Source organism: Bartonella queenslandensis (assembly GCF_018155095.1).
Taxonomy (GTDB): Bacteria; Pseudomonadota; Alphaproteobacteria; order Rhizobiales; family Rhizobiaceae; genus Bartonella; species Bartonella queenslandensis_B.
Window position 1 is genome coordinate 20,191 of record NZ_NAAI01000014.1, and the last position, 21,718, is coordinate 41,908.

The following is a 21,718-nucleotide window of genomic DNA, read 5'->3' on the forward strand; positions in this document are numbered from 1 at the left end:
ACCAAAAACACAAGCGTCATTCATAAGAGAATTATTTTCAATCGTCAATCGAAATTCAAATTGCTTATTTCAAGCAAATAAAACGCATTTTTTAACCCATAGAGCTTGTAGCAATGTCATGAAAACGTGAATATTCAGTTGCACTTAATACTTCTCTCCTGATCTGGTGTAAGCGCTTTTGTATTGTACTTCCGCGATAGATCAACAAATTGATTTGTCATGATAGATCACCCTTTTTCACTAAAAACACAACGACGAATATCGTAAAATCTCTCATCACAAATTTTCTCATGTTGGATTCATTCAAATCACTTGCTTGTACATCATAAACGGGTGGGCTGTGTGGGTAAAAACAAGGGCTGTTTGAATCCTTTTTTCAGTTATTTTTATTCGGATATTTGTGTTGTGTAAGAGATATGGTTTTGATTGCTTCAGAATGAAAAGGCTGAAACGAGGGAATTTGATGCTATTTTGGGCTTTTATTGCAAGAGGTAGAGCGATATAAATATCTTTATAAATCAATGTACTGCTATATTATAAAACGCCTTTTCTCAGAACGCATGAATATTGAAAGCCCCTATGGATAGAGGCTTGATAACAGTGGGCTTTTGAAGGGAAAGTACATGAAGATTTTTTTATTTTTTATGCGTTTTCTCTTCATTGTTTTGCAAAGGGCGCGCTTCTGAAGCAAGCATAATGGGAACACCATCACGAATAGGATAAGCAAGTTTGGCTTTGAGAGAAATAAGCTCTTGTGTTTTTCGGTTGAAAGAGAGCGTGCCTTTCGTCATTGGGCAGACAAGCAATTCGAGCATTTTGGGATCTGTGGTCATTTTTTTCATGTTTTTACGTTTATTAGTTTAAACGGTAATCCGTTCCTGTTTGTTTCATCAGTGAGCGTTCTGTTAATGCAAGAAGCGTTTGGGCACGGCTTTTAATATCTGGCGCTTCAAGGAGAGCTTGTTTTTCTGCCGGCGTAAAGGGGATAAGAGCTGAAAAAGCATTAACCAATATAGGTGTAGGGGCTTCTATGATACTGCTCCAATTATACTCCATTTCATGGATCGTTAGATATTTTTCAACAACATCAAGTAAGCTTTCTCGATTAATGCTTTCTTCAATATCGAGTTCTTGTAAGTCGTTTATGTTTGATTGGATGAGAGCTGTTCGATAGGATTTTGTATTCGTCAATTCTTGTTCTAAGGTGAAGCGGCAAACACCTTGTAATATAATGAACAGTTGCCCGTTGCCTGTTTCACTGTAGTTTGTAATGCGCCCGATACAGCCTGTTTTATAAAGTTGTTTAGAGAAGCGGTTTGTGTCCGATGAAAGTGGTTGAATAATGCCCAATAGACGATCGGATACCATAACATTTTCAATCATTTCAAGCGATTCTGGTTCAAAAATGTTGAGAGATAAAAAACCACCAGGCAGTAAGAGTGCACCTTCTAAAGGGAAAAGCGCAATTTGCTTTGGAAGATCATTTTCGCAATTGTAGGAGATATTACCAGCTTTCATGAGTATGTTGTGACCTTTATTCGGTAATTTTAGTCTGTCAATCGTTGCAACTTATGACACTATTGAGAAAGCAGAAAATCTACTTCTTGTGCATTAAAATCATACTATAAAATACTTGAAAATACTTGAAGTCCTTATTCTTAAAAAAATATGAAACCCTATCGCTAAGATTGAATTGTACAAAAAGAATATTGCTTTGCGATCCTTTTAGTGTGTGACGTTTTGCATGATTTTCAAGGGGCATTTTTGTCTATAGTTTTTGATTTTTGTTTTAAATTTCTTAAAATGTGTTCCTTACAATTTTTGTAAGCTTCAAAAGGATGCTATTATAAATCTTTTGAAGCAGCTTATGCAAGTTTTAAAATGAAAATATGTTTATCACTTTGCTAATGACAGTGTGGTAAAGATAGGTTATAGATTAAAATATGCTGGAAAGAGCGTTATCGTTTCTTTCATTCTTTTGCGGGAGAGTGCAGATTGCAAATTTTCGCATTGCCGCCGAAGGGGAAATAGCCCATAATCTCTCAGGCTTTAAGGACCGTAAAAGGAGAAAGGCAGATCTGGAAAGTCGGGAGAGCCCGCGCCGAAGGTGTAAGCGAAAAGTCTTTTCGCGAGTCTCTCAGGCTAATGACAGAGGGGTGCAGAGGCGACCATATTGTGTGGGCGTTAGCGCAGCTTTGGAGTTATTATGGGCACAGAACAAGAAACATCTTTTTTAAAAACACTTCCTTTATATGATTTGCATGAAAAAGCAGGAGCAAAATTTGGTGCTTTTGCAGGGTGGAATATGCCTTTAACTTATCCTCTTGGCGTTTTGAAAGAGCATCTTCATACGCGTGCACATGCAGGACTTTTTGATATTTCTCATATGAAATTGATTGCCGTTGAAGGGGAACAAGCCGTGGAATTTTTATCCTATGCTTTTCCTATTGATGCAGCAGCTTTAAAGATTGGGCATTCACGGTATAATTATTTGCTTAATAAGCAGGCGGGTATTCTTGATGATCTTATCATTACCCGTTTGGCAGAGGATCGTTTCATGCTGGTTGCCAATGCTGGGAATGCTCAGGCTGATTTTGTAGAATTGGAAAGCCGTGCCGTTGATTTTGAATGTCAAGTAATTGCCCTTGAAAGGGTCTTGCTTGCTCTTCAAGGTCCTGAGGCGGCAGCTGTTCTTGCTGATGCGGATTTACCAGGCAATGAATTGTTCTTTATGCAGGGATTCGAACCACAACAAGATTGGTTTATAACGCGTTCTGGGTATACGGGAGAGGATGGTTTTGAAATTGCTGTTCCCATAGGGCATGCGCATGCGTTGGCGGAAAAATTGCTGAGTGATTCTCGTGTTGAGTGGATTGGGCTTGCCGCACGCGATAGCTTGCGGTTGGAAGCTGGGTTGTGTTTGCATGGAAATGATATTACCCCTGATACGACGCCTATTGATGCGGCTCTAACATGGGCTGTTCCTAAAAGTGTTCGAGAAAAAGCAAAATTTTACGGCGCAGAAGCTTTTCTTGAAGCGCTGCAAAAAGGACCTACGCGTTGTCGTGTTGGATTAAAACCACAAACGCGCCAACCTATTCGTGCGGGTGCGGTGCTCTTCGATGATCAAGATAATGAGATTGGTGTGGTAACATCAGGTGGTTTTGGTCCTTCTTTTGATGGTCCTGTTGCCATGGGTTACGTTCCTGTTGACTGTAAAGCTGAAGGAACTCAGGTCTTTACAGAACTGCGAGGTAAAAAAATTGCACTCTCAGTTCATTCACTTCCCTTTGTTGAACAACGTTATTTTAAAGGATGATTTTTTATGTCTAAAACTTATTTTACACAAGACCACGAATGGCTTAGCGTTGAAGGACAAGTGGTGACTGTTGGCGTTACACATTATGCGCAAGAGCAATTAGGGGATTTGGTTTTTGTTGATTTACCACAAAGTGGTACAAAACTTTCCAAGGGGGAGGCGGCGGCTGTCGTGGAATCCGTTAAAGCGGCTTCAGATGTTTATTCTCCTCTTGATGGTGAAGTCGTCGAAATCAATGAAGCACTGGCTGATAATCCTGAACTGGTAAATCAGAAAGCCGAAACAGAAGGCTGGTTATGGAAAATGACATTGCAGGATGAAACACAACTGGAAGAGTTGTTGGATGAAGATGCTTATAAGGCTCTGATTGGATGAATATTATGATCGAGCGTTCTTTTTCTTCTCGCCATATTGGGCTGCGTCCTGATGAAATACAAAAAATGCTTGATGTTTTAGAGCTTGATTGTGTTGATGCACTCATTTCTCAAGCGGTTCCAAACTCTATCCATTTAGTGCACTCACTTAATCTTCCAAAGGCTGCGAGTGAGAACCAAGCCTTGGAAGAACTCTCTAAGATGATGGAGAAAAACCAGCTGCACAAAAGTTTTATTGGGCAAGGATATCATGGAACATTTGTGCCTCCGGTTATTTTACGAAATCTGTTTGAAAATCCAGCTTGGTATACCGCTTATACCCCTTATCAAGCAGAAATTAGTCAAGGTCGTCTAGAGCTTTTATTTTATTTTCAGACATTGATTAGCGAGTTGACAGGTTTGCCTGTGGCTGCGGCTTCTCTTCTTGATGAAGCAACAGCTTTAGCTGAAGCAAATGCTCTTGCTTTTCGTTTTACACGGGAGAAAAAAACAAAAATTTCTCTTCAGAGTCTTTTACATCCTCAGACTTTGAGTGTCGTGCAAACGCGTGCTGAAACACAAGGGATTCGTATTAGCCAAGAGAGGGAAATTTGTTCTAATACAGCGGCAATTGTTTTATCTTGGCCTGATACAAAGGGTTCTTTTCATGATTATAGTGCGGTCATAAAAGAAGCAAAGGAAAAAGGAGCGCTGGTTATCGTTGTGGCTGACCCTTTAGCGCTTACTCTTATGGAGGCACCAGCAAAATGGGGGGCTGATATTGTTGTTGGCTCTATGCAGCGTTATGGAGTCCCAATGGGTTTTGGCGGTCCACATGCTGGTTACCTTGCGGTTAGTGATGCGCTCACACGTCTTATTCCAGGGCGTATAGTGGGGCAATCTGTCGATACAGAAGGACGCGTTGGTTTTCGTTTAGCTTTGCAAACACGTGAACAACATATTCGGCGCGATAAAGCGACGTCAAATATTTGTACAGCCCAGGCTTTGTTGGCTAATATGGCAACTGCTTATGCTGTTTGGCATGGGCCAAAAGGCTTACAAGAAATTGCGAAGCGGATTCATCGTTTAACATGTCGTTTTGTTGCGGGGTTAGAGGCTGCTGGTGTTTCTTGTGAAGCAGAGTCTTTTTTTGATTGTGTAAGCGTTGTTGTGAAGGGAAAAGCGCGAGAGATTGCACATCAAGCCAAAATGAGTGGACGCCTTGTTCGTGTTTTTGATGATGACATCATTGTAATCAATTTTGATGAATTGTCGACAGAAGAAGATGCCTGTGCTTTAGCACAGCTTTTGGGGGCACAACTCGTTGATCAAGTTTCTCCACGACTCTTTGGCAAAGAACGGGATGCTGCTTTTCTTTCTCAGCCTTTTTTTCATGCGGTTCATTCAGAGACAGATATGATGCGCTTTTTGCGTCGTTTGGCAGATAAAGATTTGGCACTGGATCGTGCGATGATCCCTCTTGGTTCTTGTACCATGAAGCTTAATGCAGCGGCTGAGTTGATGCCTGTGAGTTGGGCGAGCATGGCCAATATACACCCTTTTGTTTCACAAGAGGATGCAGCGGGTTATTTGGAGATGATTAACCAGTTAAATGCGTGGTTGTGTGAAATTACAGGATTTTCACAAGTCTCTTTTCAGCCAAACTCTGGTGCTCAAGGTGAATATGCGGGGCTTTTAGCTATTCGACGCTATTACCACTCACGGGGTGAACATCAACGTACCGTTTGTCTTATTCCGGCATCTGCACACGGTACCAATCCAGCTTCGGCACATATGGCAGGAATGGAAGTTGTCGTGGTAAAATGTTTAAGCGATGGCGATGTTGATGTCGATGATCTTAAAATGAAAGCGCAATTGCATAAGGATAAATTGGCTGCTCTCATGATTACTTATCCTTCAACCCATGGTGTTTATGAGGAAAGTATTAAGGAAATTTGTTCTATTATTCATGAAAATGGCGGACAAGTTTATTTTGATGGTGCTAATCTCAATGCACTTGTAGGGCTTGCTCGTCCTGCCGATATTGGTGCTGATGTTTGTCATATGAATCTGCATAAAACTTTTGCTATTCCTCATGGGGGAGGGGGGCCTGGTATGGGGCCAATTGGGGTCGCAGAGCACCTTACATCCTTCTTACCGGGGCATGAACAAGATGGCACAACCCATGCGGTTTCGGCTGCTCCTTATGGAAGTGCTTCTATTCTTGCAATTACATGGATGTATATTCGAATGATGGGCGCTGATGGTTTAAAATATGCAACACAAATAGCCATTTTAAATGCTAATTATATTGCTGCACGTCTTTCATCTGCGTATTCCATTCTTTATCGAGGCAAACACGGGCGTGTTGCTCATGAATGTATTGTGGATACACGTGTGTTGAAAGATCAGTATGGGGTAAGTGTTGATGATATTGCAAAACGTCTCATTGATTATGGGTTCCACGCGCCAACGATGTCTTTTCCTGTTCCTGGAACTTTGATGATTGAACCAACGGAATCAGAACCAAAAGCAGAGATTGATCGACTTTGTGATGCATTACTCTCTATTGCTGAAGAAGCAAAAAAAGTTGGGAATGGGGTTTGGCCAAAAGATAATAATCCATTGGTGAATGCTCCTCATACAGTCGCAGATACTTTAGATGATGTGTGGGGGCGCCCCTATTCGCGACAAGAAGCTGCTTTTCCCAACAGTTCCCTTGATCCAGCCAATAAATATTGGCCTCCTGTATCACGTATTGATAATGTTGCGGGAGATAGAACACTCATTTGTTCGTGTCCGCCATTGGGGAATAGCTATTCATAAAAAATATATATTCAATTTGTTTATTTGCATCAAAAAAGCCCACACATCTTGTGTGGGCTTTTGTGCTTATGGCTTTATTGATCTATTTTCTAGAATTTCTCCCTGTTTTTATAACATGAGCAAAATCGAAAAAGTCGACAAAAAAGTTGTACTTTGTAGCCAATAGCCATGCTCTTCTTTTCCTTCTATTGTATGATCTGATTTTAGTAGTTAGGTGCGGCGGTTGTTATTAGCCAGCCAATCCCGCTAAATGAGAGTAAAACCTATGGGGAAAGGCGCAGTTTTTTACATGGGTTGTGATATACTGTTCTTACCAAGGTGGTTACGATTCATTGCAGAAAGAATAAAATCAATTTGAGTGCTTCTGATAATAAAGGTATGCGAAACTCTGTTGTTGCATCTCGTTGAGCTTTGATATTTTCGAGCCAAGAATTGTATTTCTCTTCAATCTGTTTTTTGTGAAGAAGATGCAAAGAATAGGTCATAACACTTGTCAGAATGAGTAACCGCAAAGCCAAATGGTGTCATAGTTGTTTTTTTAAGAGCCTTTATAGCAAGTCGGTATCTCTTTCACTTCATTACAGATTAATTTTTTCTTTTATGGCATTATTTTTCTGAGAGCGCGTGCGCTTTCACTGTTGCCTATTATATCTAAATGTTGCCATTATATCTAAAGCTAATACAGTAGTATATTTGAGCCAGAGATTAAGGGAAACGAGAGGCTTGATAAGCAGTTTCAGTTTTTGTCTGTTAGATGAGGGCAGGGGATTGCGTATTTCTGGTGGCGTAATCTTTAAAACTGGAAGATAATCTCATTTTGGAAAAGCTGTAAAGGTAAAAAGCAATTTCCAGTTTGTCATCTCCTTTTAATTTAGCTTTACAGATTTCAAAAGCATCTAAGACAAAGGTTTTTAAGAAATTACACATTATCTCATGCTTTTGTTTATGGTGTTTAATGGGGGCACAACTCTCATGTAAAATAAAATGCCCCAAACAGAATATATGGGGGTTGTTAATCTACTTTGTTTTAAAGAGATCTTTCGCTCCCAATCTTATTTTAAAACGCCGCTTTGTGAATGGTACAAGGATAAATCTATTAAGCACTCTTCTTTTTTACGATTCATAAAGGAGAAAGTTGGCATCATCATACACTTTTCCATCACACACTTCGCGAGAGTGCCTAATGGTATAAAACCCTTGGTACTTGGGATGGTTTATAAGAAGTATTTATTTCCTTATTAAATGATTTTTACACAGTCTAGTTTGTAGTAGGCAAGCAAAAGATTTTGGTTGCTTCACGATGAACAAGGCTAAAAGCGAGAAAAACTTGATGAGATTGGCTGTCTTGTTCGGTATGTAGAGAATGAATATTTTGATCTCATTGGGCGGTCATTTTAAAAATTTGGCAATAGATTCTTTTCCGTTAATTTATGTGAGAAAGAGGTTCAATTTTTGTATTTTGGGTGAAGTCCACTTTTATAAAACATCTGATCAACTTGTCCATTGGGGGAACTTTGTGAATGTGCAGTGTCTCATGATCATTTTATGCGATTAATTGTTGTAAAATCTTTCGATGAAGCTTTCTGATTTTCTAAGGTGATGATTTTATCAGTTTATTTGTTTAAAGAATTTTTCATGTGTAAATATATTTATAGCGTGATCCAAGAGACGTTAGAATTTCATTGGGAAGTGTGTTGGCATCTGTCGCCACTTTTTCAAGTGTTTGATGGGGACCAATGAGTTCGATCCAGTCACCTGTTTGAGGTTTTTGATCAAGTTCGGTCGTATCTACAATAATAGAATCCATAGAAACGCGCCCAACCATGGGAAGTTTATGCCCGTTGAAATAAACGGTTCCTTTATTTGAGAGAGCACGCAGCCAACCATCAGCATAGCCAATAGAAATGGTTGCAAGAGTGCTGGGTCTATTGGTTATAAAACTTTCTCCATAACCAACAGGGGTTCCTACATCAACAACACGGTTTTGAAGAACTTGGGCTTCGAGTTTTAAAACAGGTTTTAGAAGGGATGCGTGTTTTCCTGAGGGGTCGCTTCCGTAAAGTGCAATACCGGGGCGAACAAGGTCAAAATAAAAATCTGAGCCTAGAAAAATACCTCCAGAATTCGCAAAGGAAGCTCTACAAGGCGGCAGTTGTGCAAGGATCGTTTTGAAAGAAGTTAATTGGGCGTCATTTGATGGGTGCGTATCATCTTCTCCGTTAGAAAGATGACTAAGGATATATTTTATGTCTGCGTTTTCAAAAATTGTAGGATGTTTGATGAGCTTTTTTAATTCTTTTTGATCAAGTCCTAATCGGTTCATATGGGTATCGATTTGAACAATAGCTGGAAATTTTTTATCCTTTTTTTGACAAATCTTTTGCCAAATCTCAATAGCATTCCAAGAGTTTAGAACAGGAACAATACCTGATTGTGCTACAAATTCTTCCGCTGTGTGTGGAAGCCCATTGAGAAGAGCAATTGTGACGTTTGATGGTAAAATGCTTTTTAATTGCAATGCTTCTCTGATTTGGGCAACAAAAAAAGTACGACAACCAGCTTGATAAAGGGCAGGAGCAATTTTATGCGCTCCTAGCCCATAGGCATTTGCTTTTACAACCGCTGAACATTGTGTTGGCGCTACACGTTTGGCTAAAGTGATATAATTGGCAACAATGGCACTGACATCAATGGTGGCTACAGCTGCATAGAGGGATGTGTTTATTTCATCATTAACGGATTTGTTCATTTTAAAATCTTATCTTTGTTCGTGAGTATAGCTTTTTCTTTGGTTATTTCACAGAGGTTTCTTATGATATAGAAAAAAATACTGTTTGATACGGTCAAAATCATAAGTCTCCCATACTGAATTATGCACCATGAAAGTCGTGTTTTTTATCTAAAATGGTACTCTGAATCTAAGAGATATTTTAGTTTTATTCGTGTTGTTAGCAACACGGTGTGTTCTGATAATTTATGCAACATAGATTTTTGATTTTTACTTAATTTGCTCTTGTTGAGGCATATTAAAAAAATAAAGCATAACTTATTGTATCCTTTTGAAGAGCGCAAGATCATGCTGTTGTTGTGGGTGGGGAGTGTTTTCTCATAAACAGACATGGCTTAACGCATACAAGAGAATGCAAAATGATAAATTATCTACTCTCGAGGAATAATTATAAGCAATGACTTACAAGCTTTTTACCACAAGGAGGGGAGCGATTACTTGTAATATGCAATTTGGAACGTTGTCTCATGCACTTAAAGTCACTTTTATCAAATGGGTAAAGAGTGTGTAAACACTTGCTGATACATTAAAAACTATTGATTTGGATATGATTTACTTTCTATCATTTGATTGGTTTTAAGTGAAATTAATTTTATTGATCATAGAGTGCATTGGACTCATTGATTGACGGTAAGAACAATGTAAAACGAAGGTTAGTAAGGAAAACTAATAGATGGAATGCTGGAAACTTTGTTGAAGAGTCGTGCGTTTATTGTTCAATCCACAGAAGTTTTTTCTCTCTTCATTTTAGGGTTTTCAGTTATAAATTTTGCAAAGAGAAAGAGTGTGGTCATTGTTTAATACCCAATGTTTTTATTTTTCTTTGGGGGTAAGGTGTCTTCGTATTTTTCTTATTCGATTGAATTTGACACAAAGATGTTAATCTTAAGGCTTTTGGTTTAAGAAAATTGTTGGCAGATAATTATACAAGGACTATACCACGTCAGGGATTCGAAATTTAACGTTCAATAAAGATATGGGGAAGAGTATGAATACGTCTGCTACCAATGTTCCGTCAAACATCAGCAGCGTTGCAAATTTTCCGATTCCTGCGAATGTATTTGCTCTGACTGTCCAAGAGGTTTGTCACTATACCGATCGGTTATTTAAATTTCGCTTGAATCGTCCGGAAAGTTTTCGTTTTCGTTCCGGTGAATTTGTTATGATCGGTTTGCCAAATGCAGAAAAGCCGATTTATCGTGCTTATTCAATTGCAAGCCCTTTTTGGGATGAACAGCTTGAGTTTTTTTCGATAAAAGTTCCAGGGGGACCATTAACCGAGCATCTACAAAAAATTAAAATTGGTGATACAGTTCTCATGCGTAAAAAATCTACAGGAACGCTGGTTCTTGATGCGCTTATTCCTGGGAAACGCCTTTATCTTCTTTCAACTGGTACAGGGGTTGCCCCTTTTGCAAGCCTTATTCGTGATCCTGAAACCTATGAGAAATTTTCAGAAGTTGTTCTTATTCAAACAACACGTGAAAAGAATGAGTTAACTTATGCAAAAGATCTTGTTTACTCTTTGCAACAAGATCCACTCATTGGCGTGTATGCACAACAGTTAAAATTTTATCCTATGACCACTCGTGAATCTTCTGAGCATATGGGACGTATTACGACTGTTATGGAGAATGGATGCTTTTTTGAAACCACCGGTTTGCCTAAAATTAACCCTGATGAAGATCGGGTGATGATTTGTGGTTCCATGGCCATGTTAAAAGATTGTGCAAGGATGTGTGAAGGCTTTGGTCTTGTTGAAGGTGCTAATAATGCCCCTGCAACTTATGTCGTAGAGCGCGCTTTTGTGGAGTGATGGTGGGCTCTGGTGCTTTTTTGAAACTAAGGGTCTTTCCAAAATTAACCTTGATGAAGATTAGGTGATGATTTGCATTTCCATGGCCAAGTGTTAAAAGATTGCGCAAGGATGTGTGAAGGCTTTGGTCTTGTTGAAGGCGCTAATAATGCTCCCGAATCTTCAAGTTATCGAGTGCGCCTTTTTTGAGAGAGAGGAGAGTTGCGTTGCAGTATACGCTAACGCACTAATTGAATCCCAATCCTTTATTGCGATGAGCTGATGGGGCGCTATCCAAGAACCGCCAACACAAAAAACGTTAGGAAGTTGGAGCCATTGCGTTGCACTTTGTTGTGTTATATCCCCTGTTGGGCAAAAGAAAATTTCAGAGAAGGGAGATGCTAAGGCTTGGATGAAGGCAATACCTCCAGAGGCTTCAGCAGGGAAAAATTTAAGATATGTATAGCCTTTATCTAATGCTTTCATGAGTTCACTTGGAGTTATTGCTCCGGGAAGAAGGGGAATTTCACTATTTTTTGCACAATTGATTAATTTATTGGATAATCCGGGGCTTACGATAAATTTTGCTCCAGCTTGTTCAGCTTGTTCGTAGTGTGTTGTGTTGAGAATTGTTCCTGCTCCAACAATTGCTTCAGGGACTTCTTGTGTAATTGTCTTAATTGCTTGGAGGGCGTTTGGTGTTCGTAAGGTGATTTCAATTGTTTTTAATCCACCTTTGACAAGAGCACGTGCTAAGGGTACAGCACTTTGTATATTGTCGATAAACAAAACAGGTATAACAGTTTGTCCTTGGAGAAGTGTTAAAAGGTTGTCTATTTTTTGGCACATGATATTTTTTCTTCTTGGAAAGAATATGGTTTAATATAGTTTGATTAAGCACAATATGTTAAAGAGTAAATGAATAGATCTTGAAATTGAATGAAACGCGCGTTATGGCAAAACACATGGAAAAGAATTTTAAAGTTGCTGCACTTTATTGCTTTGCAGATTTGAAGCATTACCGTCAATTACAAAAGCCTTTGCAGGATTTATGTCAAGCAAATGATATTAAAGGGACCCTTCTTTTAGCACAAGAGGGGATTAATGGAACTGTTGCTGGTTCTTGTGAAGCGATTGAGGCGTTGGTGGATTTTATTATGGCTGAGCCAGCATTTCAAACGCCCGAAATTAAGTATTCATGGGCATCAAAAATGCCTTTTCATCGCATGAAAGTTCGGTTGAAAAAAGAGATTGTAACAATGGGCGTTGAAGGAGTTGATCCGCTAAAAGTTGTGGGGACTTATGTGGATCCTGAAGATTGGAATGCTCTTATTCAAGATGAAGAGACAATTTTGATCGATACGCGGAATGACTATGAATATGCCATTGGGAGTTTTCAAGGAGCGATTGATCCGCAGATTAAAACATTTCGCGAATTTCCTGAATGGGTACGTCAACATGAAGCTGATTTAAAGAAGAAAAAGAAAATTGCTATGTTTTGTACAGGCGGTATTCGTTGTGAAAAATCAACAGCGTATGTTCGTGAACTTGGTTATGAGCAAGTGTACCATTTAAAAGGGGGTATTCTGAAATATTTAGAAAAAATTCCAAAAGAGGAAAGTTTATGGTGGGGAGAGTGCTTTGTTTTTGATGAGCGCGTTTCTGTGCAACATGGTCTTGAAGAATGTGGACGCGAACTCTGTCGCGCGTGTCGTTCTCCTTTGAATGCTGAAAGCAAATTATCACCGCATTATGAGGAAGGTGTTTCCTGTGATGCTTGTTATAACACGCGCAGTGAAGCTGATAGAGAACGCTTTCGTGAGCGCCATAGACAATTCCAATTGTTGAAGTTGCGTGCAATTGAATCGCATCAGAGGACATAAGGATATCGTCGTGTAGGGATTAAAATTCTCGCTTTTTTCTCTTAAATTTTACAGAGAGAAGAGAGTGTAGCTCTTTGTAGAAAAATCTCTTATAAGATCAAATTTTGTTTGATTTTTTGGTCTGCGTTAAATTATTCGGTTTATAAATAATCATTGTAAGTCGTTCGCTCTCCTTGATTTTATAGAATTGAGTATTGCAAATACTTTTTATTTTAAAATAGAAAAGTCATTTACGAATAGTTTAGCACATTGATTTATAATAATGATTTATAATAATTGACATGTTGAATAAGAGGTCTGAATACCGTGAGGGTTCTCTCATTCTAAGCCTGTTCTATGTTAAATCAATCAAAGCTGTGTTTTTGGAACGTTACAAGTAGTGAAAGTCGTGTGGAGTAAAACGAGACAAGAAAGACATGTCTCTTATGGAAAATACTATGTCTCTTATGAATCGTCTCAAATTTTAAGGGCTGTCCCAACATTGGGGTTCAGTGTGTGATTATGTTTGGCTTGCTCTTTTATAAGTATAAAGATGATGGACACGCAATTGCGTTATACCATACCAGCTGCTGGGGATTTTGCATGATATATTGCTTAAGGAAGTGGTGAAATGGACGTTGGAAGAACGGATATTTTTTAAAAAATGTATAGGCTATCAATGAGAAAGATCATGGTGTTTTGTTGGAAGGCGGATGTCATGATCTTTAAGGATGATGATGCTTCAGTTCGGATATCCCCTGATTCCAATGTTTATCTTCTTGGCAATTGAGAGACTTCATAAGAGGTATTTTATTCCTTTTTCAACTGTTTTGGAGCGACATGCTGTTTTCTACTTGTGATGTGCAAGAGACATGGTTTTGATAATGCTTCATTATAAGAGAGATAAGAGACGGAGAAATGAAAGCAGTGTACGATGGGATTTTTGTCTAAGGTCAAAATAATAAATTATTATTATAAATTAATGTGTTGAGTAGTTTTTTTCGTTATTTCCTGTAAGGATATTAAGAAATAGAATGGGGGAAGCGAAGAAATAAGGTGCTTTTAAAGAAAGACAGAGATTTATATCGTATGGCTGGGGGAGGGACGTGATCCCATGAAAGTGGATGAATGGCTTTGTTTGGTGGGGGAGAGTGTTGTTTTTTTGCATCATATTCTCTTTAAGAATTAAAAAATGTTTAAAATTAAAAAAGTGATTGAAATGAGAAAGGATTCGTTTTATAGAATCCCTTGCCCAAAGTCGCACGTGCCTGTGGGTGTCCGCTGGTTCTCAAATGGTGAGATTAACCGGTACGGTACCTGGAACTAACCGCTCCAGTCATTCTTACAGCCCATTGCAAGAATGAGGACATCTTGAAGCAACGACGGTGCGGGCCTTTCTGGTGTCTTCCAGCTTTTAAATGCTGGGATAACTATAGAGGCACACCTCATTGCCTTCAGTGCGGAAGTGGTTTTCTCAACTCCAATCAAAAAGGCAGATAAATACGGAATGACGCGGCTTTCGCGCTGTTCTTTCGCTGCATGCAATGCTAATTTCTGGTTTTTTATGATCAGAATGGGGATGGTTGTTGTGTGTTTTTTGTCCTTTGGCTTTTGGCAGTTTTGGCTGTCCAAGCATAGAGTGGGGGAGCATTCCCTCAAGGAGAATTGCAGATGGCAACGCAACGTATTCGCGATTTTCTTGCAACACATCGTTCTGAAGGTCCATGCTTAATTGTTGACCTTGATGTTGTTCGTGACAACTATTTAAATTTTGAAAAAGCTCTGCCGCAGTCTCGTATTTTTTATGCAATAAAGGCTAATCCAGCTCCTGAAATCTTGCATTTGCTAAGTTCTTTAGGATCTTCTTTTGATGCGGCTTCTGTTGCAGAAATTGAAATGGCTCTCAAAGCAGGGGCAACGCCAGGGCGTATTTCTTTTGGGAATACGATTAAAAAAGAGTGTGATATCGCGCGAGCCTATGCATTGGGTGTTTCACTTTATGCCGTTGATTGTATTGAAGAAGTGGAAAAAATTGCGCGTGCTGCTCCAGAAGCGCGTGTTTTTTGCCGAGTTCTTACCGATGGAAAAGGGGCAGAGTGGCCATTGTCACGTAAATTCGGTTGTGTTCCTGCTATGGCAGTTGATGTGCTAAAACGTGCGCACCAATTAGGTTTGCAAGCCTATGGTGTTTCTTTTCATGTTGGGTCTCAGCAGGTTGATCTGAGTGCATGGGATCGTGCTTTATCGGATGCTGCTACCGTTTTTAAAAATTTGGAACAAGAAGGTATTTCATTGAAATTGGTAAATATGGGGGGCGGTTTTCCAACGCGTTACTTGAAAGATGTTCCTACTGAGCAAGCTTATGGCACGGCAGTTTTTGATTCATTGAAAAAGCATTTTGGTAATCGTATCCCTGAGACGATTATTGAGCCAGGGCGGGCGATGGTTGGCAATGCTGGTGTTATTCGCACAGAAGTTGTGCTGATCTCTAAAAAAGCTGATAATGATAATGTCCGATGGGTTTATCTTGATATTGGGAAATTTAATGGTCTTGCTGAAACTATGGATGAAGCCATTCGTTATCCTATTGAGACCCCTCATGATGATAAGGTTATGGAGCCTTGTATTTTGGCTGGGCCAACATGCGATTCGGCAGATGTTCTCTATGAAAAAACACCTTATCCGCTTCCTGTATCTCTAAAAATAGGAGATAAGATATTGATTCATGGAACAGGTGCTTACACAACAACTTACGCATCTGTTGCCTTTAATGGTTTTGAACCTTTGCGATCCTATGTGATCTGAAATTTCCTTTTAACTATAGGTTTTTTAGATTTTTTTTATATGCTCGTCATTGCACTATAAGAGGGTGGGTTATCGAGATGAACATGATTAATTTTCAAACAAAAAATAGGGCATGTTTTACACTTTTATTGGAGCAAGAAGCCGATAAGCCTTATCGAGAAATTTTGCTTGATGCAACGATGGGACAGGGACGTAAACGTAAATCATCCGAGTCTTTACGTCGTGGTCGGTTAGCTGCTCAAGGGCTTTCTTTTGTGGTTAAAAATGCGCTTGGGGAGCTTGTGGGGAGTGTTCGTCTTTGGCATGTTTCTTTTTTGAAAGAAAAAAATAAAATACAACATGCTTTACTTTTGGGACCTTTGGCTGTTGCAGCTGAATATGCTGGTATGGGAATAGGATCGATTCTCGTCCGCCATGCAATTGAAAAAGCAAAAAAATTAGGATATGGTGCTATTTTTTTGGTAGGAGATTTTGAATTTTATCAACGTTTTGGTTTTTCAAATCGCTTAACAGAAAATTTTGCAATGCCTGGTCCTTACGAAAAGCATCGTTTTCAGGCTTTGGAACTGATACCACACTATCTTTCTGGATGTTATGGCACTTTGGTTGCTAGCGGAGAACGAGCCGTTTCGAGTCGTTTTCAGCATCATAAAGTGGCTTGAAGATTGTCGTTATTGCGTCTTTCAACAGTGCTAGAATTGAGAGAGAGTATATTGGTTGGTGGCAAAATGTTCGTACAAAGTTTTGGAGATTTGTTTTGCGATTGTGTTATATGGCTCTCTTATAGAGCCTCTTTCTTGTTTTGATTGTTTCAATTAAGGTCGTAGGAATATAGTTAAAGCTTATTTTTTGAACGCGTGTCCTATTTCATCATATTGAAAGACCAAATTCTTGAGTGATTTTGGGTACGTTAGCTCTCGTATCATCATAAAATTTCTTGCTCTCAATATCATGGGCGTTATGGGCCGATCTTGTATCGAGACAGTTTTTACTCTTTTTTTTTAATAGTTTTTATTTTTCTGCTTTTGATGCACAAGGGTATGGTTTTGATTGTTTCATCATGAATAGCTTTTAAATGGGAAGCTATTTACGATATTCAGATTGCTCATTATAATATGCACGATGGTAAGCTATGATTATAAATCAGTGTATTCTGGCAACGAGAGCTTTTCGTTTGTACCCTTAAATTTTTCATATCAGAAATGATGAGTTGACTATCGGGAAAAAGATATTGAAAGCCTTTCTAAAGTATTTTTGGGGTGGATTCAATAGGGACAGAATGTGCGTTTTTGAGGGATTAAAGAGGTATATGGACGTTTATATTAAAGATGTGAGGGAGTTTTGCTGTCGTTAACAGTTGTGGACTCACCGTGGTAAGAGTAGGGCATAAAAGGTGCCCCCATTCATCGATCAATTTTATTCCAAAAGAGAAAAATTTTATACCATGTTAGCGTTTGCTGAAAGGGAAGTGGCTCTTAAGAAAGATATGCGGCTATAGAATCAAAACTATAAGTATCCATTTTTTTAAAAAGAGTGTAAAAAATAAAATGACATGTTCAAAAGATGCTTTTTTGAAAAAATCTACCATTACTTTTTTCTATAAAAAAACTGTTTTGCAATGAGCATAAGCGTGTCGAAGATAGGATGATTTTCTCATTTCAAATTTTCGTATTCAGAATCAAAAAACTTTGTCCTGTACGTTATCAGGGAAATGGGTAGGTAAATAAAAATCACGAGAGTCTCTTTTATGAATCTCTTCAAAAAGAAGGCTATCATGGGGAAATCAGAAAAGAGAATGATGATATAAGTGTTTCTCGTAAGTGTCACAAAAGTGAAGCATAAAGAATCTTATAGGATAGTTTTTATAAAGGGGAACGTAAAATGGGGGGGCAGAATAAATAGCAGAAACAAATATTCTTTTAATATTTTTTTCCACTCTATGATGAAAAATCAAAAATCTTATAAAAATAGCTGCTTCGTCTTTATGGTGTGCAAGTAGGTTAGATGATCTCTTTGTTTGTTATCATCTAAAATAACTTTTCATGTGAGACGTTATTTTAAAGTGCATAAAGAGTTTGTCTTGAAAAGAATTTTTATCAAGAAGAATCATTTAGAATCACATGTTGATTTATACTGCCTATTGAGAAAAGACAAAGTGAATAAGAATCGAAGAAAGCAATAAAAATAAAAAGTATTTTTCAATTTTAATTGAGCTTAGTGACTTGATGGCGAATCCATGAGAGGCGGTATTTTTTTGAGAAAAATAGTCATAAATGTCAAAATACCAAAGACAATGGTTATGATAAAGAAAATATCACTAAAAGCCATAATCGTTGCTTGTGTGCGTACCATACCAAACAATTGAGAAAGAGCAAGCGTATACGAATCAAAGGTTTCTGTTTTGAAGAATAAAGTGAACTTTGAAAGCACTTCAGTTGCTTGTCTGTTTGCGTGGTTGATTGTTTCGGCTATTCGTTCATAATGGAAGTCTGTGCGTTTTGTCATGAGAGTGCTGATAATGGCAAGTCCTACAGCTCCCCCTAGATTCCGTGTGAGATTAAAGAGTCCAGAGGCATTTTGCATGCGTTCGGGTGGGAGTGTTCCTAAGGCAATATTATTAACAGGAACCATACATAACATTACAGAAGCACCCCGGAAAACTTGCGGCCAAAAGAGTTGCCAAAAATCCCAGTTGTCTGTGATAGAACTCGCCATCCAAGTTCCTATTGCAAAGCCTAAAAGTCCTATCGCCATCATCAAACGTGCATCCATTCTTGCAGAAAGATATCCGGCAAGAGGGGCCGTTAATAACATGACAAACCCTGAAAGAAACAATGTTTCTCCAATCATGAGGGCATCATAATGGCGGATTTGGCTCAAATAGACAGGATAAAGATATGTAAGACCATAAAGGCCTATTCCCAAAGAAAAGGAAAAAATGGAGGCAGCAGAAAAATTAAAATTAGAAAAAGTCGTAAGATCAACAATAGGCTCTTTTGCTGTAAATGCGCGCCAGAAGAAGAGGGCGGCAGACAAGATCATGATAATGAATAAGTTTCGAATCAGTCGATCATTCAGCCAATCATGACGTGCACCCTCTTCTAGTACATACTCTAAAGTTCCCAGAAAAACAGCCATAGAAATGAGCCCCAACCAGTCAAATTTAGCCATGAGAGATGGATTTGCTTTATCAAAATTAATCAATTTCCAAGCGAGAATTGAAATAATAATTCCAAAAGGTACATTGATGAGAAAAAGCCAGTGCCATGATAAGATATGACAGAGATAACCTCCGACCGTTGGACCAATAGTGGGGGCTAATGTTGCGACTAGTCCAACAATAGGGGTAACAATTGGGCGTTTGGAGGGAGGAAAAAGAACATAAGAGGCGACAAAAACGCTTGGGATAATTCCTCCACCAATAAAACCTTGCAATGCACGGTAGATAATCATCTCTCCAATCGATGTTGCTGTTGCACAAAGAACAGAAGTAATCGTAAACCCGATTGCTGATATGGTGAAGAAAACACGTGTTGAAAGCAATCTTCCTAAGAATCCAGAAAGGGGTAACATGATAACTTCAGCGATGAGATAGGAGGTTTGAACCCATGAAATTTCTTCAGAGCTTGCAGCAAGACCCGCTTGAACTTCGGCTAAAGAGGAGGCAACGATTTGTATATCCAAAATCGCCATAAACATGCCAAAAGCCATAACGATGAAAATCACAATGTTACGGATTTCTATACACTTTTGAGACTGTATGGGCTTTGGGCTTGAAGATGTCATACTAATGCGGTCGTTTGCTTGTTATTATCAAAGACTGTTATCTTGTGGTTTTGTCCGTGTATCAACTTCTACTGAAACACTCATTCCTGCTCGGATATGTCCGGTTTTTAAGACTTCTTCTGGAATAGAAATACGTACGGGAATGCGTTGGACAATCTTTGTAAAGTTACCGGTAGCGTTTTGTGGAGGAAGAAGAGAAAAAACAGCACCTGTTGCGGGCGAAATAGAAAGGACCGTTCCTGTAAAGACTTCATTTTTGAAGGCATCTACAGAAATATAAGCCTTTTGTCCCGCATGAATATTTTGCAACTGTGTTTCTTTATAGTTTGCTTCAATATAAAGTGCATGGATGGGGACTAATGCTGCAAGACGCTGGCCATTTACAACAAAATCTCCCGTTTTTGCTGTTAAATTTCCTATAATTCCATCAAATGGCGCGCGTATAATGGTTGAATCAAGATCACGTTGTGCTTTTTCGCGTGAAAGTTCTAAACTCTTTGTTTGGCTTTCTGTTTCACTTCGTTGTGCTTCTAGCACTTGGATATTCGCGCGTGCTGAAGCGATTTGTGCATCCGCACGGTTAACATTTGCAATAGCTTGTTCATAAGTTGATTTGGCATCATCAACATTAGATTGAGGAGCATAACGATTGGCTTTCAGTTCTGTTACACGTTTTAAGGTGAGTTGTGCATTGGTTGCTATGGCTGAAGCGGCTGCTTTTTGCGCTTTTGCATCATCTAAAGCACTATGCGCTGCTGTGATTTGTGCATCAATGCGTAGAAGTGTTTTTTTCTGTGTGTTAAGACGCGCCTCTGTTTGATCCAAGGCTATTTGATAATCACCATTGTCTAAGTAAAACAAAATATCGTCCTTTTTTACGACTTGGTTGGCTTTAATAGCAATTTTTTCAATATATCCATTTAATTTAGGCGCAATAGCGGCGATATCTCCTTGCACATAGGCATCTTCAGTGGCCAGCATATAACGCCAATGTGTTATCCACTTATAGCCAAACCAAAGTACAAAAAGTGCAAAGACAACAAAAAGAGCCTTGATTATTTTTTTTTGTTTCGTTTTATCGAGATTTTTTGTTGAAGAAATTGTCTCAGATACGGACATGATTTACACTTCCAATATTTATGTTCTAATGCATATAGTAAGCCTATCACTACAGGGTAGGGTGATATACATGCAAGGGCGATAAGAGCTTTTCAAATAATAGGTCAATCTCTGACACATAATGCTAAATATATAAACTTGCAAGTTAGAGGTCTTACTTTGTTGCGCATTTTTTACAAAGACCTCGTATTTCTAGGATGCTTTTGTGCGCTTGGAAGTCAACAGCTTGAACCATTTGTTTTAAACTCGATACAATCATTTGATTTTGTATTTCATTGACTGTGTCACAGTTCTCGCAAATGATAAAAGTTGTGAGTTCGTGTTGACATTTTTCAGGATGTAAACAGACCATAAAGGCATTGACACTTTCAAGACGATGAATACACTTTAATTGTACGAGTTTTTCTAGCGCACGATAAACTTGAAGAGGTGCACGAAAACCTTCTTCACGTAATTGGTCAAGAATCGCATAAGCACTTAAAGGCCCTTTTGCATTTTTTAAAGTGTTCAAAACCAATGTTTGGTTACGCGTTAGTTTAGATGACATTGACATCTTCCTTTTGCTCTCATGGAAAAGCATAAAGCGTGTGAGATGTTTATGCAATGGTGATTGTAGAATATGTAGCCTGTCTTTTCGTCTTTTACATGATGCACGTTGCACTATTTAAGGAGGGTTATAACCTGTTGTGAGAGGAGGGGGCTTATGATCTAAGAGCAGCCGGTTATTCCGCAAGAAACTTTCATGCAATTCGTCTTTATGAGAGAGCTCTGCTTGTTTATGTTTTTTTTTAAAGTGTGCTGTTTATTTTAAGTTTTTTGGTTGTACAATATATTGCTACACCTATATGTATTAGTATTTTAAAATAGAAAAAAAGTGAAAAATGATGTTGACTCTTTAGCTGAAAGAGTACTATATACGTCGAGTAACGAGAGCGGTTTCTGCTTGCGATGGTTGGTTTTGCTCTTGTTTTATGAACTAAGACTTATCATATATGTAGTGTTTTGCCTTTTAGGTTTTTATTTTACACTTTTTAGTGTATGATGTTTTTTGGTTTTAAAACGGTT

15 protein-coding genes and 1 riboswitch are annotated in these 21,718 nt (G+C 38.6%); of the genes, 7 read left to right on the plus strand and 8 right to left on the minus strand.

Features of this window, described 5'->3' with window-relative positions:
- Positions 1-635: 635 nt before the first annotated feature.
- Together B5V81_RS08160 and B5V81_RS08165 are read right to left on the minus strand one after the other, a co-directional pair.
- Positions 636-842 (minus strand): Trm112 family protein, encoded by a 207-nt coding sequence (locus B5V81_RS08160; protein ID WP_212113033.1) that lies wholly within the window; start codon positions 840-842, stop codon positions 636-638.
- A 13-nt stretch (positions 843-855) separates the two neighbouring features.
- A complete protein-coding gene (locus tag B5V81_RS08165) occupies positions 856-1,518 on the minus strand; it encodes an LON peptidase substrate-binding domain-containing protein (RefSeq protein ID WP_212113034.1) in 663 nt (220 codons plus the stop codon).
- A gap of 453 nt (positions 1,519-1,971) precedes the next feature.
- Positions 1,972-2,069, plus strand: a riboswitch (glycine riboswitch).
- A 137-nt stretch (positions 2,070-2,206) separates the two neighbouring features.
- On the opposite strand from B5V81_RS08165, the gene gcvT reads away from it, so the two are divergent.
- Genes gcvT through gcvP form a run of 3 tightly spaced genes read left to right on the plus strand, consistent with a single transcriptional unit; the run spans position 2,207 to position 6,498 of the window.
- The gene (gcvT, locus tag B5V81_RS08170; RefSeq protein ID WP_212113035.1) at positions 2,207-3,319 is read left to right on the plus strand and encodes a glycine cleavage system aminomethyltransferase GcvT; all 1,113 of its coding nucleotides are present in this window, start codon (positions 2,207-2,209) and stop codon (positions 3,317-3,319) included.
- A 6-nt stretch (positions 3,320-3,325) separates the two neighbouring features.
- Positions 3,326-3,694 (plus strand): glycine cleavage system protein GcvH, encoded by a 369-nt coding sequence (gene gcvH, locus B5V81_RS08175; RefSeq protein ID WP_212113036.1) that lies wholly within the window; start codon positions 3,326-3,328, stop codon positions 3,692-3,694.
- Positions 3,695-3,699: 5 nt separating this feature from the next.
- Entirely contained in the window at positions 3,700-6,498 is a 2,799-nt protein-coding gene (gene gcvP / locus B5V81_RS08180; protein ID WP_212113048.1) for an aminomethyl-transferring glycine dehydrogenase, read from the plus strand.
- Between the two features lie 1,633 nt (positions 6,499-8,131).
- On the opposite strand, the gene alr is transcribed toward gcvP, so the two are convergent.
- The gene (alr, locus tag B5V81_RS08185; protein ID WP_212113037.1) at positions 8,132-9,247 is read right to left on the minus strand and encodes an alanine racemase; all 1,116 of its coding nucleotides are present in this window, start codon (positions 9,245-9,247) and stop codon (positions 8,132-8,134) included.
- Between the two features lie 1,027 nt (positions 9,248-10,274).
- Here alr and B5V81_RS08190 point away from each other — a divergent pair.
- Positions 10,275-11,102: a ferredoxin--NADP reductase gene (locus tag B5V81_RS08190; RefSeq protein WP_212113038.1), complete on the plus strand. Its 828-nt coding sequence runs from the start codon at positions 10,275-10,277 to the stop codon at positions 11,100-11,102.
- Between the two features lie 162 nt (positions 11,103-11,264).
- Here B5V81_RS08190 and eda read toward each other — a convergent pair whose 3' ends face one another.
- Entirely contained in the window at positions 11,265-11,930 is a 666-nt protein-coding gene (gene eda / locus B5V81_RS08195) for a bifunctional 4-hydroxy-2-oxoglutarate aldolase/2-dehydro-3-deoxy-phosphogluconate aldolase (RefSeq protein ID WP_212113039.1), read from the minus strand.
- Between the two features lie 116 nt (positions 11,931-12,046).
- Between eda and trhO the strand changes: the two genes are divergently transcribed.
- Entirely contained in the window at positions 12,047-12,964 is a 918-nt protein-coding gene (gene trhO, locus B5V81_RS08200) for an oxygen-dependent tRNA uridine(34) hydroxylase TrhO (RefSeq protein WP_212113040.1), read from the plus strand.
- Positions 12,965-14,266: 1,302 nt separating this feature from the next.
- Here trhO and B5V81_RS08205 read toward each other — a convergent pair.
- A complete protein-coding gene (locus tag B5V81_RS08205) occupies positions 14,267-14,575 on the minus strand; it encodes a hypothetical protein (RefSeq protein WP_212113041.1) in 309 nt (102 codons plus the stop codon).
- Between the two features lie 39 nt (positions 14,576-14,614).
- On the opposite strand from B5V81_RS08205, the gene B5V81_RS08210 reads away from it, so the two are divergent.
- On the plus strand, positions 14,615-15,748 hold the full coding sequence (locus tag B5V81_RS08210; RefSeq protein WP_212113042.1) for a type III PLP-dependent enzyme: 1,134 nt from the start codon (positions 14,615-14,617) through the stop codon (positions 15,746-15,748).
- A 77-nt stretch (positions 15,749-15,825) separates the two neighbouring features.
- Entirely contained in the window at positions 15,826-16,410 is a 585-nt protein-coding gene (locus tag B5V81_RS08215) for a GNAT family N-acetyltransferase (RefSeq protein WP_212113043.1), read from the plus strand.
- 1,552 nt (positions 16,411-17,962) lie between these two features.
- On the opposite strand, the gene B5V81_RS08220 is transcribed toward B5V81_RS08215, so the two are convergent.
- The 3 genes from B5V81_RS08220 to B5V81_RS08230 all read right to left on the minus strand — a co-directional run bounded on the left by B5V81_RS08220 (position 17,963) and on the right by B5V81_RS08230 (position 21,200).
- On the minus strand, positions 17,963-19,534 hold the full coding sequence (locus tag B5V81_RS08220) for a DHA2 family efflux MFS transporter permease subunit (protein WP_212113044.1): 1,572 nt from the start codon (positions 19,532-19,534) through the stop codon (positions 17,963-17,965).
- 27 nt (positions 19,535-19,561) lie between these two features.
- Positions 19,562-20,653, minus strand: a complete 1,092-nt coding sequence (locus B5V81_RS08225) for an HlyD family secretion protein (RefSeq protein WP_212113045.1) — start codon at positions 20,651-20,653, stop codon at positions 19,562-19,564.
- A gap of 154 nt (positions 20,654-20,807) precedes the next feature.
- Positions 20,808-21,200 carry a Fur family transcriptional regulator gene (locus B5V81_RS08230; protein WP_212113046.1) on the minus strand — a complete coding sequence of 131 codons (393 nt, stop codon included), beginning with the start codon at positions 21,198-21,200 and terminating at the stop codon, positions 20,808-20,810.
- Between the last annotated feature and the right edge of the window lie 518 nt (positions 21,201-21,718).

What these genes read in the sequence shown, in the direction of transcription:
- B5V81_RS08160 (WP_212113033.1), bottom strand. Translation starts at nt 842, where the DNA reads ATGAAAAAAATGACCACAGATCCCAAAATGCTCGAATTGCTTGTCTGC.
- B5V81_RS08165 (WP_212113034.1), bottom strand. Translation starts at nt 1,518, where the DNA reads ATGAAAGCTGGTAATATCTCCTACAATTGCGAAAATGATCTTCCAAAG.
- gcvT (WP_212113035.1), top strand. Translation starts at nt 2,207, where the DNA reads ATGGGCACAGAACAAGAAACATCTTTTTTAAAAACACTTCCTTTATAT.
- gcvH (WP_212113036.1), top strand. Translation starts at nt 3,326, where the DNA reads ATGTCTAAAACTTATTTTACACAAGACCACGAATGGCTTAGCGTTGAA.
- gcvP (WP_212113048.1), top strand. Translation starts at nt 3,700, where the DNA reads ATGATCGAGCGTTCTTTTTCTTCTCGCCATATTGGGCTGCGTCCTGAT.
- alr (WP_212113037.1), bottom strand. Translation starts at nt 9,247, where the DNA reads ATGAACAAATCCGTTAATGATGAAATAAACACATCCCTCTATGCAGCT.
- B5V81_RS08190 (WP_212113038.1), top strand. Translation starts at nt 10,275, where the DNA reads ATGAATACGTCTGCTACCAATGTTCCGTCAAACATCAGCAGCGTTGCA.
- eda (WP_212113039.1), bottom strand. Translation starts at nt 11,930, where the DNA reads ATGTGCCAAAAAATAGACAACCTTTTAACACTTCTCCAAGGACAAACT.
- trhO (WP_212113040.1), top strand. Translation starts at nt 12,047, where the DNA reads ATGGAAAAGAATTTTAAAGTTGCTGCACTTTATTGCTTTGCAGATTTG.
- B5V81_RS08210 (WP_212113042.1), top strand. Translation starts at nt 14,615, where the DNA reads ATGGCAACGCAACGTATTCGCGATTTTCTTGCAACACATCGTTCTGAA.
- B5V81_RS08215 (WP_212113043.1), top strand. Translation starts at nt 15,826, where the DNA reads ATGAACATGATTAATTTTCAAACAAAAAATAGGGCATGTTTTACACTT.
- B5V81_RS08220 (WP_212113044.1), bottom strand. Translation starts at nt 19,534, where the DNA reads ATGACATCTTCAAGCCCAAAGCCCATACAGTCTCAAAAGTGTATAGAA.
- B5V81_RS08225 (WP_212113045.1), bottom strand. Translation starts at nt 20,653, where the DNA reads ATGTCCGTATCTGAGACAATTTCTTCAACAAAAAATCTCGATAAAACG.
- B5V81_RS08230 (WP_212113046.1), bottom strand. Translation starts at nt 21,200, where the DNA reads ATGTCATCTAAACTAACGCGTAACCAAACATTGGTTTTGAACACTTTA.